General features: G+C 43.0%; 14 protein-coding genes and 1 pseudogene. 4 read left to right on the top strand and 11 right to left on the bottom strand.

Annotation, left to right across the window (positions count from 1 at the left end; all coding sequences use genetic code 11):
- Nucleotides 1-117: 117 nt before the first annotated feature.
- The gene (locus H6G32_RS23750; RefSeq protein ID WP_242046718.1) at nt 118-1,728 is read left to right on the top strand and encodes an SUMF1/EgtB/PvdO family nonheme iron enzyme; all 1,611 of its coding nucleotides are present in this window, start codon (nt 118-120) and stop codon (nt 1,726-1,728) included.
- Nucleotides 1,729-1,994: 266 nt separating this feature from the next.
- Here the strand turns inward: H6G32_RS23750 and H6G32_RS23745 are convergent, their stop codons facing one another.
- The 6 genes and pseudogenes from H6G32_RS23745 to H6G32_RS23720 all read right to left on the bottom strand — a co-directional run.
- Entirely contained in the window at nt 1,995-3,389 is a 1,395-nt protein-coding gene (locus tag H6G32_RS23745) for a cytochrome c biogenesis protein (RefSeq protein WP_190462796.1), read from the bottom strand.
- Between the two features lie 3 nt (nt 3,390-3,392).
- Nucleotides 3,393-4,133, bottom strand: a complete 741-nt coding sequence (locus H6G32_RS23740; RefSeq protein WP_190462794.1) for a cytochrome c biogenesis protein CcdA — start codon at nt 4,131-4,133, stop codon at nt 3,393-3,395.
- 580 nt (nt 4,134-4,713) lie between these two features.
- Complete coding sequence (locus H6G32_RS23735; RefSeq protein ID WP_190462791.1) at nt 4,714-5,286, bottom strand: carbonic anhydrase; 573 nt, start codon at nt 5,284-5,286, stop codon at nt 4,714-4,716.
- 89 nt (nt 5,287-5,375) lie between these two features.
- Entirely contained in the window at nt 5,376-6,755 is a 1,380-nt protein-coding gene (locus H6G32_RS23730) for a diguanylate cyclase domain-containing protein (RefSeq protein WP_190462790.1), read from the bottom strand.
- On the bottom strand, nt 6,745-9,189 hold the full coding sequence (locus H6G32_RS23725) for an MASE1 domain-containing protein (protein ID WP_190462788.1): 2,445 nt from the start codon (nt 9,187-9,189) through the stop codon (nt 6,745-6,747). Before H6G32_RS23725 ends, H6G32_RS23730 begins: the two co-directional genes overlap by 11 nt.
- Before the next feature lie 88 nt (nt 9,190-9,277).
- A pseudogene (locus tag H6G32_RS23720) lies at nt 9,278-9,469 on the bottom strand (SulP family inorganic anion transporter); the annotation flags it as partial.
- 78 nt (nt 9,470-9,547) lie between these two features.
- On the opposite strand from H6G32_RS23720, the gene H6G32_RS23715 reads away from it, so the two are divergent.
- The 3 genes from H6G32_RS23715 (at nt 9,548) to nifJ (ending at nt 15,453) form a co-directional block, all read left to right on the top strand.
- Nucleotides 9,548-11,131 (top strand): mechanosensitive ion channel family protein, encoded by a 1,584-nt coding sequence (locus H6G32_RS23715; RefSeq protein ID WP_190462784.1) that lies wholly within the window; start codon nt 9,548-9,550, stop codon nt 11,129-11,131.
- A gap of 43 nt (nt 11,132-11,174) precedes the next feature.
- Entirely contained in the window at nt 11,175-11,348 is a 174-nt protein-coding gene (locus tag H6G32_RS27495) for a glutathione binding-like protein (RefSeq protein ID WP_190462798.1), read from the top strand.
- A 484-nt stretch (nt 11,349-11,832) separates the two neighbouring features.
- Nucleotides 11,833-15,453, top strand: coding sequence for a pyruvate:ferredoxin (flavodoxin) oxidoreductase (gene nifJ, locus H6G32_RS23705; protein ID WP_190462782.1), 3,621 nt, complete (start codon nt 11,833-11,835; stop codon nt 15,451-15,453).
- Nucleotides 15,454-15,534: 81 nt separating this feature from the next.
- Here the strand turns inward: nifJ and H6G32_RS23700 are convergent, their stop codons facing one another.
- From H6G32_RS23700 to H6G32_RS23680, 5 genes are all read right to left on the bottom strand, one after another.
- Complete coding sequence (locus H6G32_RS23700; RefSeq protein WP_190462780.1) at nt 15,535-16,164, bottom strand: ribonuclease D; 630 nt, start codon at nt 16,162-16,164, stop codon at nt 15,535-15,537.
- Nucleotides 16,165-16,252: 88 nt separating this feature from the next.
- A complete protein-coding gene (locus H6G32_RS23695; protein ID WP_190462778.1) occupies nt 16,253-16,801 on the bottom strand; it encodes a CAP domain-containing protein in 549 nt (182 codons plus the stop codon).
- A 306-nt stretch (nt 16,802-17,107) separates the two neighbouring features.
- Nucleotides 17,108-17,641: a CAP domain-containing protein gene (locus H6G32_RS23690; RefSeq protein ID WP_190462776.1), complete on the bottom strand. Its 534-nt coding sequence runs from the start codon at nt 17,639-17,641 to the stop codon at nt 17,108-17,110.
- A 364-nt stretch (nt 17,642-18,005) separates the two neighbouring features.
- Complete coding sequence (locus H6G32_RS23685; RefSeq protein ID WP_015207469.1) at nt 18,006-18,164, bottom strand: YqaE/Pmp3 family membrane protein; 159 nt, start codon at nt 18,162-18,164, stop codon at nt 18,006-18,008.
- Nucleotides 18,165-18,275: 111 nt separating this feature from the next.
- Nucleotides 18,276-18,635 carry a translation initiation factor gene (locus H6G32_RS23680; RefSeq protein ID WP_190462774.1) on the bottom strand — a complete coding sequence of 120 codons (360 nt, stop codon included), beginning with the start codon at nt 18,633-18,635 and terminating at the stop codon, nt 18,276-18,278.
- Nucleotides 18,636-18,715: the final 80 nt, after the last annotated feature.

Raw genomic sequence — 18,715 nt, 5'->3', positions numbered from 1 at the left:
CATGCTCCCTTCTCTGGTGCTACGCACATTAGTCAGGGAACTGTCGTCAACTCACGCGCCATTCATCCCACGCTCCTAAGAGTGAGGCGTGGGGCTTCTGTCGGATAAGCTAAAGGTTTGACGGCTAAAGATAGCGGTACCATCAACCTGGAACAACATTTAGGGGGTGAAGGAAGAGCAATTCTCACCGCTGCTACTTCTACACAATATGCATTTAAGCAGGAAGGGTTGGAACTTTCGGTTTACACACACTACCTCGTTGAGGGAATTGAGAACGGTGCAGCGGACAAAGACAGAGATGGTTTGATTGCGGTGGATGAGTTGCATGGGTATGCTAGCAGCAAGGTGAGAGAAGCAGCGCCAGCAATGACACCAGAATTTTATCCTTTTAAGGATGGTTATCGGATTTTTCTGGCAAAGTCGCCCAAGGATGACCCTAAACTAAAGTACCGTCAGGAATTTGATAAAATTGCCCTTGAAGATGAAGGGGACATTTCTGATGTCAACCGCTTTTATCTGAATGAGTTGGGGAATAGCTTGAAATTATCGGCTGGTGAGGCTGATATAATTGAGTTTGAGGTTCTTGAACCATATCGTCAGCGTCAGGAAAAATTGCAGCGTTATGAACAAGCTTTATCTCAGGTAATACAACGACAATACCCACTCAGCGAGAAAGACCAAAACGGTTTAAAACGCTTACAGGAAATTCTGAATCTTAGAGATGAAGATGTAGCACCAATTAAAGAACGAGTGCTTGCTCCGAAACAATTAGAATATAAGCCTCAGCCGCAGGAACCAGAATTATTACAAAAACCACCAGAAAAGGTATTATCTCAACCTGGTTCTCAAAAACAATCTCCGTCAATTATTCAAACTCAGCCTTTTGAGTTTGACACCGCTACCCTAGTAAAAAAAACAGGATTTTTGGGGATAGGAAAAACCTGGGAAATTAAACGCCGTCGGGAGCGAGCAGAGTTTTTCACAGAAGACTTGGGTAATGGTGTGATTCTGGATATGGTGGCGATTCCTGGGGGTCAATTTCTCATGGGTTCCCCAGATAATGAGCTAGAACGAAGAGATAATGAAAGTCCACAACATCATGTCACCATTCAACCCTTTTTCCTGGGGAAATATCTTGTAACCCAGAGTCAATGGAAAGTAGTTGCAGCTTTACCAAAGGTGAAAATTGATTTAAATTCAGACCCATCTCGTTTTATAGGTGCTAGCCGACCTGTTGAACAGGTATCTTGGAATCATGTGATTGAGTTTTGCGCCAGACTGTCTCACAAGACGGGGAAAATATATCGCTTACCGAGTGAAGCCGAATGGGAATATGCTTGTCGGGCGGGAACTACTACCCCGTTTTATTTTGGTGAAACTATTTCTACTGATTTAGCAAATTATAACGGTAACCTCATTTATGGTTCTGGGTCAACGGGTGAATATCTTCAGCAAACAACAGATGTAGGAAAATTTCCGCCCAATGCTTTCGGTTTATACGATATGCATGGTAATATATGTGAATGGTGCCAAGATGGGTGGCACAAAAATTATATAATTGCGCCAACTGACGGCAGCGTGTGGATAAACGATAATGATAATCGAATGCTGCGCGGTGGTTCTTGGTTCTACGATCCTGATTATTGCCGTTCGGCCTGTCGCTTCAGCAACGATGCGGGCGACAGGGGCAACAACTTCGGTTTTCGGGTTGCGTGTCCTGCTGCATAGACTTAGTAGCCCCTTATACTCTTGCCCTTTTGCGCTCTGCGCTTTTATTCTTTTCCCTTTCTTTCCAGCGAAGCGGGATCAAATTTTTTTCTAATTTGCGATGGGTTATTTGTCCATAATATCATGTCCAGCAAATATATTACCCAATCTTGTGGGGTGGGCGTCTCGCCCGCCCATCAATTAGGGCAGGCAGGATGCCTACCCCACAAGACAAGGGATAGTTGGAGATTTTTTTTATTTGCAAGTGCCTTAGCGCCCCAATGCGTTTAAACCTCAGCAGAGATTGCTTTCTCCTGACCTTTTGCAGGTGAACTCAACTGCTCTAAAATTTCCAAAACCTCTCGTTCAAAGGCTACTTGGGCGCGATTGGTCTTACCACCAATATACAAGCGATCGCCGAGTTGCAAAGCCCAAATTTGGGAATGGGAAAAATAACTCATCACCACACCCAGCATTAGCAAGGCAAAACCGCCGTAAACTAAGGGTATACCGGGGTCAACTTTAATTTGTAAGCCAGTGCTACCGACTACTTCGTGAATTGTTAAACTGACGCCATTGATTTTCGCAGACATTCCCGCACGTACAGTATTAGTCAGCTTGCCTTGAGCATTATAAATCAATACCATGCCTTGCAAGTCTTTTGCCAGCAGGGAAACACCTTCGCTTAAATCTGGTTTCGTGGGAATCCAAGTTCCCCAAATTCTCCCTTTGCCGTTGGTGTTCAATTGCGCCATTGGTAGCTGAAAAATTGGGCTTTTATTAAATTGGACTTTAACGCCAGCAATTCCCCAATCGGTTTGATAGAAGGTTACGCCATTATAGCGCAGAGGTTCGTTGACGAAAATCTTCTTGTGGTCAACTTCTTTTCCCTCTTTATCCAAGACAGACATATCTGAATAAAACTGGTCAATTCCCCCGGTAGGTGTGTAGTCAATCCAAAACCGATTAACTCGCACAGACCAATCTTTGAGAACGTCTTTAGATGCCCAAGGCCCAGCATCAATGATATTTTTTACCTGAAAGGTATTGCCACTGGCAACCAATTCTTGGGCAACAAACCCAGTCATTGCCCCTAAAATTCCCCCCAGCAAAATCGTGACGATGCCAATATGGACAATTATCGGGCCGATGCGTCCAACTAAGCCTTTACGGGCGTAAAGTATATCATCTTTTTCTTGAAAGATTTTATAACGCTGTTTCTGCAATATTGGGGTGAGGGCATTGAGGGAACCGGTATCTAGTTCTGCACTCAAGGCTAATTTTTGAAATTGCCTGGGTTCTTCGTAATATTTCCAACGTTGGGCAGCTTTTAAGGCTGGTAATTGGCGGGTAAAAGTGCAGGCTGTGAGGCTGGTGCCAAATAAGATGAGTAAGGAAAGAAACCACCAGGTACGATATACATGGTCTAAGCCGACTACCTGAATCACCTTCCACGTCAGGAAACCAAATAGGGCGGGATGTTCTGGGTAGTTGGACTGATAATATGCCGGTGACTGACCTTGTTCAATGACGGTGCCGCTGATGCTGAAGAGGGCGATAATCAGCAAAAGGGCGATCGCTAATTTTAAATTGGTCAGTACAGGCAATAACTCCCGCCGCAAGAACCGCCCAGGCACTAACCACCAACTTAATTCTTTGGATGCTGAATTTTCTAAAGTCATTAGTTAAAAACTTCCCAAGGGAATGCGAGAAATTAAGGAAAATACACCAAACCCGACCAACAGCGCCCCACTAACTGGGTTTATCCAACCAGACCAGCGGCGCAATTCCAACAGCTTCTTAATGGAAGCAGTAAAAGTACCTGCCAAAATTAAGGGTGCAACATATCCTGCTGTGTAGGAAAGTAGCAGCACAGCGCCCAAAATTAAATCTTGTGTATTGGCAATCCAACCCAGTAAGCTGGCTAAAACAGGGGTACTGCAAGGAGAAGCGACTAAACCGAAAGTCAGCCCAATGCAGTAGGAACGCACTCCCGTCGGTAAATCTGGGGAAATCCAATTGGTTTCGCCCAAGGATGGAAATTGCAAAGGTAGTGCTTCTAGTAAGTTCAACCCCATGAGAATGGCGATGATGCTGACAATAATTGGTAAACCAATTCCCACTTGACCGTAGACTTTACCAACTAAACCTGCTATAATTCCCATCCCTGCCAATGTAGTTGCTAATCCCAAAGCAAACCAAGTTGACTGGGCAGCTGCTTGCAAGCGGCTTTTCGCTTCATAACCGCCGATATAGCCGATGGTAATTGGCAGCATAGAAAGCATACAGGGCGTGAGGCTGGTAAGCAAGCCAGCTGCAAAAATGACGCCAATACTCACCACGCCCAAGTGTGTCAGTTGGTTAGAGACAAGGGTGTTGGCAAATTGCTCTAGTTCGTAAATTCGGGTTTGCAGGGTCTCAAGCATGGGTATTCATGAGCGGAAATGCTTACTATGCTTGAATTTTAGCTTATTTTCGGGGCTTGGTTGTAGGTTGAGTTGACTGCATTTAACCGAAGATGAGTATTGAGACATATAATTTTTTTAAATGGCAGTTTTAGAAAAATTGCTAGAAGTCAAGCTTTTTCTCAATAAAATAGGTTGATTATCAAGATTGTTGATATTATTCTCAATAATTTTACGAAAATTCGTGATTACAGGGATTGATATTTTGGCTCATTTATTATATTATTCAAATAGATATAATCTTACAGAGTTATTTTGTGTTGGTTTAAATTGTTAAGCCCTGTGATGCTAAACGTTGAGAAATTGTAGGGACACAGCACTGATGTGTTTTTCAGGTTCTCAATCAGTCATATTTCCCCAGGGCTGTTTCATTCTAGACATAACCCGCCCAGAACTCAAGTTCAGGGCTAATAAATCGCATTCGGTGAAAACGGACTAGAAATTTCTTTCAGTCGTCTTTAGATTCTGAATTCATTCTGATAGGGCAGGGTGACGTAAGTCATGGTGGGCTTTATGCGATCGCACACTCCACATATCTCACTCAACTGACAACCGCTACTGATTGGAATTCTGTTTGGTTGAGAGGAGCAAGATAAAGCTCAACTTCCAGGTTAGGGTAGCGCTGTTTAATTGACCTATAAGCTCGATTCAAATAATCTGAATGCACTTGTAACTCTTGCTGAGGATTTTTGCTTAAATTAGCATCAATCATCATGGCATAAGCACCGCAGTCTTGATGGTCAAGAATAATTACTTTGTTGATATGATGAAGTTTATAAGATATTTCTAACTGATCCCAAAATGCTTCGGCATCAGATGGGTGGGGAAATCCTGATAAAGCAAGAGAAGCACCTGCTAAAGCTGTCCAATCATACTCCTCGCCTAAATGTTTCTTGGCTAAAAAACGGCGTTCTGCTGTCATAAACCGAAAATCAATACAACTGAGAACTAAAGCTTTTGCTTGGTGAGTTTCTGCTTTAGCGGGTGGTGCTGATTGCAGGATAGTCAAAGCTGCTGCTCCTGGGAGGAGAGATTTAAGAAAATGACGGCGACTAAAGTTAGTTTGACAGCAGAGACAGTGATTAGTTTGGGAAAGATTGATACTTTTATTCATTAGACCTCTCAAGAGATTAAATATACATTATCTAGAACCATTTTAGAGAAGTTTCATAAAACGTCTCTACATTCTTTTCTACCAGATGTTTATTGTTTATGTGAGCAAAACAAATAGCGATCGCGTCCCTGTAGTTTTGCATCATATAGCGCTCGGTCTGCATAGGCAACCAGTGTATCTCGCTGAACGTCCAAAGTAGGTACGAGAGAGGCGATTCCTAAACTGACTGTAACAATCATCTTGACCTCAGACTCTGGATGAGGAATCGCCAGATTGTAAATTGCTTGTTGAATGTTTTGGGCAACATTAATTGCTCCCTCCAAATCTGTATTCGGGAGGAGTACTGTAAATTCTTCTCCACCATAACGCGCCACTAGATCAGCAGGGCGTCGAACCGCCTTTTGTACTGCTTGGGCGATCCTGACGAGGCAATCATCGCCAGCCAAATGACCGTAGCAATCGTTATAGCGTTTAAAACCATCAAGATCGAACAAAATAAGTGAAAGTGGCTGCTGCTCTCTTGCTAGGCGCTGCCATTCATGTTTTAGACGCCCATCGAAGCAGCGACGGTTAGCCACCTGAGTTAAACCATCCAGATTTGCCAATTGTTCTAGTTTCTGATTTGCATCTTGGAGAGCCAGTTCAATTTGTTTGCGTGCAGTGATATCACGGATAGTAATAGCAAAGCCATCTCCTAACTTTACTGCCACAAAGTGATACCAATAAGACTTTTCTGATGGATAATAAAAATCCCGTTCTAGAGGTTTGCCCATCTCGACAATCTCTACGAAACGATCAAAGAGTTCTGGATCAATACGGTGCAGAAATTTTTTCAGCACCAATTTACCGATCATTTCTTCCCGGCTACGTTCAAAGGCTCTAGCAATCACAGGATTAACGACTAAGCAACGAAAATCTTCGATATTTCCCGTTGTGATTTCGCGGACAGCTTGCATAGCGGCAATACCATCGAGGGAACTATTCAAAACGCCGGCAAGTAATGCTCTAGACTGATAAAGTACCTCTTCTGTTTCTCTGCGCCTAGTAATTTCTTGTTCCAGAAGGCTTTGCTGGCGTTGAATGGTTAACTGACTTTCTAGACGCGCTACTACTTCTTCGACCTGAAAGGGTTTTGTAATGTAGTCTATACCACCTGACTGAAAAGCGGTAACTTTGTCAAAAACATCGTTTAAAGCACTAATAAAAATTACGGGGATGTTGCGTGAATGCTCATCGGCTTTGAGAGCTTCACAAACTTGATAACCATCCATTTCTGGCATTTTGATATCTAAAAGGATGACATCTGGTGGCTTCACCTTTACCGTTTTCAGTGCCATCCGTCCACTGGTGACACTGCGAACAGTGTAGCCGAGTTTGAGGAGCAAATCGCTCAACAGTTGCAGATTCTCAGGAATGTCATCGACCAGAAGAATGTTACCTTTATTGTCTTTTTGAGAATCAAGATTCATTACTTATAAACGGTTCGGCTAATTCAAAAAGCTGCTCAAATTCAAATTGACGAGCAAGTTTTGCCAAGGCTTGTGCTAGGCGAGTTTCTGTTTCTGGAATTTCTCCTACGAGTTGCAGCACGAGGTTGGTATTAGCCTCAAGAGCAGCTTCGTATAGCCGAGTAATCCATTCTCCAGACATACAGGTCAAGTTTTGGGATGTCAAAGCGCTTTCTGCTGAATCATCCAAGGCAGGGGAACACGTTTGGGCAAAGGTATATCTTACACCAAGATGTTTAGCAAGTGCGTCAAAAATGGTATGTTCAGCAAAGGGTTTGCGGAGAAAGTCATCACAACCGGCGGAGAGCACTACGGCTTTTTCTTCTTCTAGGACGCTGGCTGTCAAGGCAATTACCGCTGTGGCATTTCCCTTTGTGGTGGACTTGATGTGCTTGGTAGCTTCATAACCGTCCATGATGGGCATTCGCATATCCATCCAAATCAGGTGGGGTTCCCATTCATCCCAAATAGCGATCGCTTCTTGTCCGTTACTTGCTTCTTTGATCTCAAATCCCAAAGGACTCAGCAGTTTAAACAAAAGTTGTCGATTAATGGGCTTGTCGTCCACCACGAGAATTTTGTATGTAGGCTGACCGGGAGCAAGCCCCAACACTCGCTGCCGCTCTTCTACACTATTATTAATAATTGTTTCTTTGCCTAGCTTCGCGTGAATATAAAAATGGAAAGTTGTTCCCTTGCCTAGTTGACTTTCTACCTGAATCTCCCCTCCCATCAGTTGGACAAATTTACGGCTAATTGCTAAACCCAAGCCTGTTCCTTCTTGCATCTCTCGTCCTGCTTGTGCTTGGGTAAAAGCATCAAAGAGTTTCGGCAGTTCTGCTCTGGCAATACCCACCCCAGTATCGCGAACACTGAAATAGAGGGTTAAAACATCCGTTGTTGGTTCATTTCCCTGCACCACACTCAAGACAATTACTCCCGCACTGGTGAATTTAATCCCATTGGTGAGTAAATTAATTAAGACCTGACGGAGCTTGACTTCATCAGTGCAGATATGACGCGGTACGCCTTCGCTGCGCTCAAAGATCAGTTCTAATCCGGCATTGGTTGCCTGTAGATGCAGCATATCTTCTAGATCATTGAGCAAGCGATATAGGTCAAAATCGTGTATATTTAGGGTAGCTTTGCCTGCTTCAATTTTCGATAAATCAAGAATATTATTAATTAACGTTAGTAAATAGTCGCCACTGCGATAAATAATCCCAGCATTTTCGTGTTGGTCAGGGGGGAGGTTGTTGGCTCGCAACATCAGTTGTGAAAAACCCAGAACTGCATTGAGGGGCGATCGCAATTCATGACTCATGTTGGCAATAAAGGCGCTTTTGGCTTTATTGGCCGCTTCAGCTTTGGTAGCTAGTTCCTGTGCCTTGGCTTCACTTTCTTGTAGGGCGCTGGTGCGGTCAAAAACTCGTTGTTCTAGCTCGGCATTGGCTTTTTGTAAACTGAGTTCTGCCTGGCGGTTTTCTGCGACAATTGCCATCACAGCCATTGTAGTCATAGCAATCACACCGATGAACAGTTGCAGTAACAACAGAGAATTGCTTTCCACTGCTGCCTCGTAAAAAACCCCCAATTTGTAGCCAGTAGTCACCGCAGCAATCATGGCCATGAGTGTGACGATGGCAGTGGTGATCTTGGCACCAAAACGGAAGGCAGCCCAGAGTAATGGTGGTAACAGCAGGTATTCTACGGGTTGGCTGTTGCCAAAAGCTAAAAAGACAACGATCATTAAGCTGGCTAGGCAAACTAATACCTCCCAGTGCAGCCAAGATTTGATCTTAGAATCCCGTCGGGTGTTCCCCCAAGCCAAAACTAGGGGGGCAAAAACTAAAATGCCGACTGTATCGCCAATCCACCAATTCCAGAAAACTGGCCAAAAATCACTCCAGCCTTTGAAACCACCCAAAGTAACTGCGACGACACCAATCAGGGATTGTAAGATTGTCCCGGTAAATAGGCTACAGATAATGAAAACTACCACATGACGGACTTGATGCAGGGGATAGTTTGTGCCTGTGAATCGCAGAATCAGTGTAACTGTGATCAGTGAGCCGAGGGTTGTGCCACTAGCAGCACAACCAGCCAAGAAGATTGGTTTGATGTTGATATAGTTGCTACATAATGCCCCCAAAAAAACACCTAACCAGTGCGATCGCCCCCAAATTAGCAACCACCCAATTGCTAACCCCGCAGCTGGCCAAACTGGCGAACCGTACTGTGATATGGGTATTTTCTTCAGCACCAGCCAAGAGACTGTAGTGTAAGCAACTGCGATCACCAGAACCTGAGTTAACCAACGGGGATTTTTGATGTCAAGACCAAGGCGATGTAAATTCCGGTGTAAAAAACTTGAGGGCGGTTTTTGCGGGGTCATTAATTTGTTACCGAGTCTATATCTAGTTATTCTTTGCTCAACCTCACTGGTAAGTTACTATACATGAAGTAGATGTAAACATTCACCGTCAAATTGAATCAGAATTAGCTGCTACAGGTTGGAGACATGCTTCAAACTCAGGAGTGAGAGAGAAAATTGCATCTGTAGTTGTTTCAAAACAATTTGACAAACCAATTTTTGCTGGGGTACCGCCAAAAAATGGGACAATGATATTTGCCAAGCCTTGACCAATCAATTCGCGATCGCTATTGTGTTTTTTTAGAAACATATAGACTAGAATCTATCTTCATTCTGCAAGAAACAATCAGTAACTTTCTTGATTTTTTTTTTATCAAATATGGATTTATTAATTATCTTGGCTGAAGTCGGTATTGTAATCTGTGTTTTCTTGTTAGTGAACTGGCTTTTAAATAAGGGTTTCAAACTATCTTTTAAAAACTCCCTATTCAAAAACGAAGGGAGAAGTATCAATACTCTGCGTCGAAACATTAAGGGGTTATTGATACTTACTTGTTTACTTTTATGCATTCTGATTGTAGGCGCTAATGGTTTTTTACTCTATCGAGGCGAAAATCTTCAACAATACACACTCTTGTTAGTTGAGCGTATCCCATCAGGATTTTGGGTAACTTTAGGAATTGGTAGCGCCAAAAGCATTGGTACTTTGATTTTAGCGGCGATCGCGATTCAATTCGTGCGCTATTGGCTCAAGGTAGCTAATACTCGTGCCAAGAACATTGAACAAAACACTGCCGACGATCAAAGTATTGATACGTTCTTTAACAACCTCAACAATATTTTTACTGTTGGTATTTGGCTGTGGGCTGTCATTTGGTGTAGCAAGTTTCTTAAAATACCAGTAGTGGTATCTGACTATCTGTACATCCTGTTGCGGATCTATCTGCCTATTACTGTTGGGTTACTTGTACCTAAAGCAATTACTGCCATTATTGATAGCCTAGATATTCTAAGTATAAGATATTCCAGTCCTGACAACCTTCTAAGATTCTATGATCGCCTCCGACACCTAATCCCCTTTTTGAAACGGTGTCTAGAATTGGTGATTTATATCTTTGTGGCAACATTAGTGATCCAGCAAGTCCAATTCATTGCCTACATTGCAGATTTCGGCCCTAGAATTGTCAAGATAGTCGGAATTATATTCATGAGTCGTGTTTTGTTTGAGGTGGTTTACTTACTTATTGAAGAGGTATTGTTCAAATACCAAAATCTCAGTGATATTCAAACAAGCAGGCGTCTGACTCTCGTTCCTCTTATTCGTAGTTTTTTACAATATTTAGTCTATTTCGGTGTCATTGTCTCCATCCTTTATACCCTCGACATTAATCCCGCTCCGATACTTGCTGGTGCAGGAATTCTTGGTATTGCTGTAGGTTTTGGAGCGCAGACACTAGTCAACGATATTGTTTGCGGCTTTTTTATTTTGTTTGAAAATTATTACTTAGTTGGTGACTATATCCAGGCGGGAAAAACGGAAGATAAGCTTTTAGAGGGTATTGTAGAGGCAATAGAACTCAGAACTACTCGTATCAGACACCCCAATGGTCAATTGCAAATTATTCGTAATGGAGATATTGGTTCAATTACTAACTACTCTAAACAGTATATTTATGCAGTGGTAGAAGTTAGCGTGCCTTATGATTCTAATTTAGCTCACGTTTACCAAGTAATTGAGTCTGTAGGAGAACAGTTAAAAGCAAATGACCCAGATGTATTAGAACCCACACAGGTAGATGGAGTAGAGAGCCTTGGAGAATCTCATTTGCTACTACGGACGTTAACAAAAGTCAAGCCAGGAAAACATCTTCAGATTCAGCGCCTTCTGAGGAAAATTTTTACTAATGCTTTAATACAAGAAGGAATTACACTTGGCTCACCTGTTGAAAGGGCCATTACGTAATGCCGTACTGCACAAAAAACAAAACTGCGATGCCTAGGTTGGGCTGCGCCTACGTAACTGTTCACATTCCCCCCCTGAGACAAGAGTTTGCAGTATAAGTAGAAGTAGGGGTGACTATGTTGCCCAACCATTAAGAGAGGTGTTGGTTGACAAGAAATATTTAGTAGGGGATGAGTTGACATCTGCTGATATTGTTATCGGTGGGGTTTTGCTCTGAGCCAAAAAACTGGGGATGCTCTCAGATAATGACTCCCCCCTCACAAAATATATTAACCACTTCATGCAGCGTCCTGCTTTCCTCCGGGCTGATGAAGATTTTTATAGCAAGATAATTTCTGAGTTAACTTTTTTTTGTAGGTAAGTTTCTTGCTTACCCGCCGCCAATCAACCATAAAACAAACGCCAAAAACCTCAGCGTACCTCTGCGTTAAAAAAAATCCCGCACCTCTACCCCATACCCAATAAAAAAGTGCCGGAAATCCTGATCAATTAGAAGCCGCGAGTTTTGAGTACATAATTAATATGTATTAATAGATCAGATAGCTCATAGGGCATAATATCTGAAATATGTGCTGAGAGTCGTCAAACCTATGTTTAACATTTTTATCTTCAATTAAAATCTAGAAAATATCACCAATTAACTTCCTGACTCTGGCGATTTCTAATTCTGCTCTTCATCCAGTTTAGACAGGGAGAAAATCATGAACAAAACCTTTGCAACCATTGACGGCAATGAAGCAGTTGCCCGTGTTGCTTACAAGTTAAATGAGGTAATTGCCATTTATCCCATTACCCCCTCTTCAGCAATGGGTGAATGGGCAGATGCTTGGGCTAGTGAAGGTAAACCGAATCTTTGGGGGACTGTTCCCAGTGTTACCCAAATGCAAAGTGAAGGAGGGGCGGTTGCTGCTGTCCATGGGGCGTTGCAAACGGGTGCTTTGAGTACTACTTTCACCGCATCTCAGGGATTATTGTTAATGATTCCTAACCTCTACAAAATTGCCGGTGAACTGACTTGCGCTGTAGTTCACGTTGCTGCCCGTTCTTTGGCAACTCACGCTTTATCTATTTTCGGTGATCATAGTGATGTGATGGCAGCCCGTGCCACCGGTTTCGCTTTGCTGTGTTCTGCTTCAGTGCAGGAAAGCCAAGATTTTGCCCTAATTGCCCATGCTGCTACTTTAGCAGCGCGAGTGCCGTTTATGCACTTCTTCGACGGGTTCAGAACATCCCATGAAGTGCAAAAAGTTAAGTTATTATCAGATGAGGATTTGCGATCGCTCATTCCCCAATCTTTAATATCTGCCCACCGCAGCCGCGCATTAACTCCAGACCGTCCAGTATTGCGCGGTACAGCCCAAAATCCCGATGTTTACTTTCAATCCCGCGAAGGGGCAAACCTTTACTATCAAGCTTGTCCTGCCATTGTCCAGAGAATTATGGATCAATTTGGCCAAAGAACAGGCAGATATTACAAAATATATGAATATCATGGCGCACCAGATGCCGAAAGAGTAATTGTCCTGATGGGTTCCGGCTGTGAGACGGTGCAGGAAACCGTAGATTACCTCAACAACCAAGGGGAAAAAGTCGGTTTAGTCAAAGTGCGACTTTACCGCCCCTTTGATGTGCAAAGCTTTGTGGCAGCATTACCTACTAGTGTAAAGGCGATCGCCGTTCTTGACCGCACCAAAGAACCAGGTAGCGCCGGTGAACCATTATATCTAGATGTGGTAACAGCCCTGTATGAAGCCTGGGGAGATCAGCAAATGGGGCAAATTCTCCTCAATCTTGACTCAGAAATCAGCCCTCCTAAAGTTATCGGTGGGCGTTATGGTCTTTCTTCCAAAGAATTTACCCCCGCAATGGTCAAGGGCATCTTCGATCATCTTACCCAAGCCAAACCAAAAAATCACTTTACCATCGGCATCAATGACGATGTCAGTTACATATCCCTCAGCTTTGACGCCAAATTCTCCACAGAAGCTGATAACGTTGTCCGGGCAATGTTCTACGGCTTAGGCTCTGATGGTACCGTAGGCGCTAACAAAAATTCCATTAAGATTATTGGCGAAGAAACCGACAACAACGCCCAAGGTTACTTTGTCTATGATTCCAAAAAATCTGGCTCAATGACCGTTTCTCACCTGCGTTTCGGGCCCCAAGCAATTCACTCCACCTACCTCATAGACCAAGCTAACTTTATTGGTTGTCATCACTGGGGATTTATCGAACGCATAGATATTTTAAAAGCTGCTGTTACCGGGGCAACTTTTTTACTCAACAGTCCATATGATGCGGATACGGTTTGGGAGAATTTGCCGCTGAAAATACAGCAACAAATTATCCAAAAGCAACTCAAATTTTATGTGATTAATGCCAGCCAAGTTGCCCGGAATAGTGGCATGGGCGGAAGGATTAACACGATTATGCAGGTGTGCTTTTTTGCTTTAGCGGGGGTATTGCCACAAGCAGAAGCCATTAGCAAAATTAAACAAGCCATTGAAAAGACTTATGGCAAAAAAGGCGCGGCAGTTATTCGGATGAACTTGCAAGCGGTAGACCAAACCCTAGAAAATTTGCATCAAGTAGGTAATAGGTCATTGGTAATAGGTAATAGGCAAGAAAATCAATTACCAATTACCAATTACCAATTACCAATTACCAAACCAGAATTTGTGCGGGAAGTTTTGGGTAAAATCATGACTTGGGAAGGTGATGATTTACCTGTGAGTGCATTACCCGCTGATGGCACTTTTCCTAGTGGTACTGCCAAATGGGAAAAACGCAATGTAGCGGCAGAAATTCCCCTGTGGGATGCTGATGTCTGCGTTCAGTGCGGTAAATGTGTGATGGTTTGCCCCCATAGCGCCATCCGCGCTAAAGCTTATCAATCGGCTGAGTTGGTGAATGCACCGCTCACCTTTAAGTCAACTGCTGCCAAAGATAAGGACTTTGCTAACCAAAAATTTACCATTCAGGTGGCTCCAGAAGACTGCACAGGCTGTGTTATTTGTGTCAATGTCTGCCCTGCCAAAAATAAGTCTGAGCCATCGCGCCGGGCGATTAATATGGCATCCTGTACGGGTGGTGTAGGGGAACTAGAGCGACAAAACTGGGATTTTTTCTTAAGTTTACCCAATCCTGACCGGCGGCATCTCAAGGTTAAGCAGATTCGCCAACAACAACTGCAAGAACCGTTGTTTGAATTTTCTGGTGCTTGTGCTGGTTGTGGTGAGACACCTTATCTCAAGTTATTATCGCAATTATTTGGCGATCGCGCTCTCATTGCTAATGCTACCGGCTGTTCTTCCATCTACGGTGGCAATTTACCGACAACCCCGTGGACGAAAAACGCCGAAGGCAGAGGCCCCGCTTGGTCAAATAGTTTATTTGAAGATAACGCCGAATTCGGTTTTGGCTATCGTCTCTCCCTAGATAAACAAGCAGAATTTGCCGCGGAACTGCTGCAAGATTTCAGCGGTGAATTAGATGAAACCCTAGTCAACTCCATCCTCAACGCCGAACAAAAATCTGAGGCTGACATTTGGGAACAACGGGAACGAGTAGCAAAACTATTAACCTCTGTAGAAACTTTGTCTGCAACGTCTCTACAAAATAATGATCGAAAATCGAAAATCGAAAATCTCAAATCCCTAGCTGACTACTTGGTGAGAAAAAGCGTTTGGATTGTTGGTGGTGATGGTTGGGCTTATGACATTGACTTTGGCGGCATCGATCATCTGTTTTCTAGCGGTCGCAATGTCAACATTTTGGTGATGGATACTGAAGTCTATTCTAACACTGGCGGTCAAGCTTCCAAAGCCACCCCACGGGCAGCAGTCGCTAAATATGCCACTGGTGGCAAGCCTGGGCCTAAAAAAGACTTAGGTATGATGGCCATGACTTACGGTAATGTTTATGTGGCGAGTGTAGCTTTAGGCGCGAAAGATGAACATACTCTCAAGGCATTTTTAGAGGCGGAAGCTTACAACGGCCCATCACTGATTATTGCTTACAGCCATTGTATTGCCCACGGCATCAACATGACTACGGGGATGAATCACCAAAAGGCGTTGACGGAATCAGGTCGTTGGTTGCTATATCGCTATAATCCCGATTTGCAGACACAGGGCAAGAATCCCTTACAATTGGATATGCGATCGCCTACTCAGTCGGTGGAGCAATCTATGTACCAAGAAAACCGCTTTAAAATTCTCACCAAGACCAAGCCGGAAGTTGCTCAACATTTGTTGGCACAAGCCCAAGCTGAGGTAGACGCCCGTTGGCAAATGTACCAATATTTGGCAGAACGTCAGTGAAAAGGAAAGGGGGCTTTCTTGCAGGGGATATTTTGAACTCCCCCTAAATCAACCTTTTTTAGGGGGGATGGAAAATATTGATTAATGTTCAAATAAATCTTTGAATTGCAATAAATCTAAGGAAACTATCGTTGGTAATGCTTGAAAGCATTCTTGAGCAAGTTCCCAACGTTGTTCTCGTTGGAGCATTGTTGTCAGTTTCTGTTGTACACTTAGTAAGTAGCGCACATCATTAGCGGCGTAATTTAGTTGAGTGTCGGATAAGTTAGCGGCGTTTCCCCAATCAGAACTTTGAGCGCTTTTATCGAGTTCTACTTGTTCCAATTCTTGTACCACCTCTTTAAGTCCGTGGCGATTAGTGTAGGTACGGGCTAACTTGCTAGCAATCTTGGTGCAGAAAATAGGTTGAACTTTAATCCCTAGATGGTGGCGCAAAGTGGCAATGTCAAACCGCGCAAAGTGAAATACTTTCTGGATATGGGCAGCTTCTAGGAGTTTTTTGAGGTTTGGTGCATCGGTTTGCCCTTTAGCTATGCGGACTACGGTGACTTTACCCTCTGGGTTGCACAGCTGGACGAGGCACAAGCGATCGCGCAGGGGCAATAATCCCATAGTTTCGGTATCGACGGCGATCGCCTCAGACTCTAAATATTGTCCTAGAGTCACCTCACTCAGATCGCGATCGCTTACCTGAAAATCTTGTAATGTCATGAATTTATCAAAAATTAATGTAGTGTCTACTAGAGAAAAGCCCCTTTAAACACTACATTATCATTACGTAAAAAAACAGTAATTACATCTATCTGGTGTGCAAGAAAATTTGCGTGAGGTAGACTTTGCCTTCCTGATTAGCAGCCACACCAATCCCCGTCAGGTTATATTTACCTCGGATATTCTTCAGATGTCCCGGACTGCGTAACCAACCAATCACAGCTTGGCTAGCGGGATTACTATATCCTAGGTTGAAAGCAACGTTTTCCGCCGCACTATCGTAAATCAAAGGCATAGCCTTAACTCGTCCTTCAAATCCCTGATGGCTAAACGGCACTTTACCCTTAGCCATATCCAGACTATGAATCCTTGCTTGTCGAGTGATATTCGCATTTATTGTCAACTTTGGCAACCCCTGAGAAATCCGATATTGATTAATTTGCACAAAAACTGATTTTTCTAGAGTAGTAGTTTCAAAAGTAAGATTCGTTGTTGCCACCTGGCTGGAAGGAATTGACGACGGCTGATGAGAATCGGCTTTTTTTTGAGAAGGATTACCTGGGCCAGGAGCAGTCATTAATCCACTAGCAAGGACAAGCGTACTTAAAGCGATGCCAAAAGCAGTTTGTCGTAACATGGAGTGTTAGGTAATGTAGAGAGTGATTAGACATATACTCTATCTTCTGATTCCGAGAATCCGTAGCAGGATAATATTAGGTATTCATCAACTGAGAAACTGTCCGATTTTCAACACTTAATCGGTCGGTCTCACAAAAGTGACCCTTGCTTTTTCTGAAAACCCATAAATTCCCTGATTTATCCCCAGAATCATCTATTAAATGTTATACACACTACATTATTAATTAAAAATTTCCCAAAAAAATAGTATCCATTGACAGATGCCAAGAACACTACATTATTAATCAAAAAATCATGCAAAAACTTATTTTGAGCGCAGGAAGATTTGCGTGAAGTAAATTCTTCCTTGGCTATTGCTAGCTACACCAATCCCGGTGAGGTTGTAATTACCTTTAATATTGGCTAGATGTCCAGAACTTTTGAGCCAGCCTTGAACAGCTGCCGTAGCGGGGTCACTAACTCCCTGATTGTAGGCCACATTTTCCGCAGCGGCACTGTAGGAAATGCCGGTTGCTTGAACTCGCTGTTGAAATCCGTTATGTCCAAATGGCACTTGACCGCTGGCCATATTTTTGCTGTGAGTCCTGGCTTGAGTGTCGATAGCAGAATTACGAGTCAGCGCTGCTAACCCCTGGGAAGCACGGTATTGATTAATTTGCTCGAAAACTGATGCTTCTATTGCAGCGGTGTTAACGGTAGATTGTGCAATCTCATAGCTATATTTTGATACTAAAGAAGATTTGTGTATAGCAGTATGACCTGGTGCTGAAATAGCGATCGCTCCACTGGTGAGAAAAAGAGTACCGAAAGCGGCGCTGTAAAGATTTTTTCGTTTCATTACTTATAGTCAGCCTGATAGTGACTGAAAGTAAACTTCCAAACCATCTAACCACATTAGTTTCACTTAAACAAATTGGCTCTAGCTTGTAAATTTCTGCTGAGGCTCCTCTAGATACCAAAATTACCAGTTAACTTTTAAATGCGCCATTTTTCAGAAAAATTGTGTAGTTGGTCGGCGATTGCCTTCTCCTATTAGTAAGATAATGACCAATGACTAACAAAAACATTCCATCTGTAGGATGGGTAAAGAGACGCATCGACAAAGCTTGAAAAGAGGGTAAAGAGAGTACAGTGCGTAAGTCCTAAATTTATTAAGAGATTGAGTAGAGGGATAGGCAAAACCAACCTATCCCTCTGAATAATTATTTCTTAGCAATTATCCATACTGCATGAATAATCCCAGGAATGTAACCGAAAAGCGTTAAAACTATGTTAATCCAAAAATCTAGACCAAAACCCACTTGCAAAAATACGCCTAGAGGCGGTACAAAGACTGCACACAAAATACGAACTAAATCCATGTTACCCTCCTGTTAATTGCAAACAGACCTGCTTTTTTAGCAGCTTTCACTTCTCAAAATTAACATCACACTTTATAACTGCGATTTCGGAAAAGATACGGTAAACCGCACTTATTTACCACCACTTATTTTTGCTTTGTAACCTATTTTGCTCAAAATTTCGATAATTTTTTGCTTGTGATCGCCTTGAATTTCAATTTCATTGTCTTTAACAGTCCCACCTGTCCCACACTGGGTTTTTAACTGTTTTACCAAGTCTGCCAAAGTTTCCGGTTTAACTTGAAAACCACTAATCACCGTGACGGTTTTACCTTTGCGTCCTTTGCGGGAAGCTTCCACTTTCAGGTTTTGTTGTTGCGGGGGTAATTCTTGAATTGGTCGTTCTAGGGCGCGTTCTAGGGCGGGTGAGCTACCGTTACCAAACTCTTGGTAAACAAAGCGTTTGTCAGATTTGGGATTGGAAGAAGACATAAATTTTAGTGAAACAAAAATTACAGGCAGGTGTCAGAGTTGGGGAAGGTGCATTCACTTCCTATTCGGCCGTAAAATCT

The sequence above is a fragment of the Cylindrospermum sp. FACHB-282 genome (assembly GCF_014697195.1).
In the GTDB taxonomy this organism is placed as follows: domain Bacteria; phylum Cyanobacteriota; class Cyanobacteriia; order Cyanobacteriales; family Nostocaceae; genus Cylindrospermum.
This window is presented reverse-complemented; position numbering and strand designations above follow the sequence as displayed.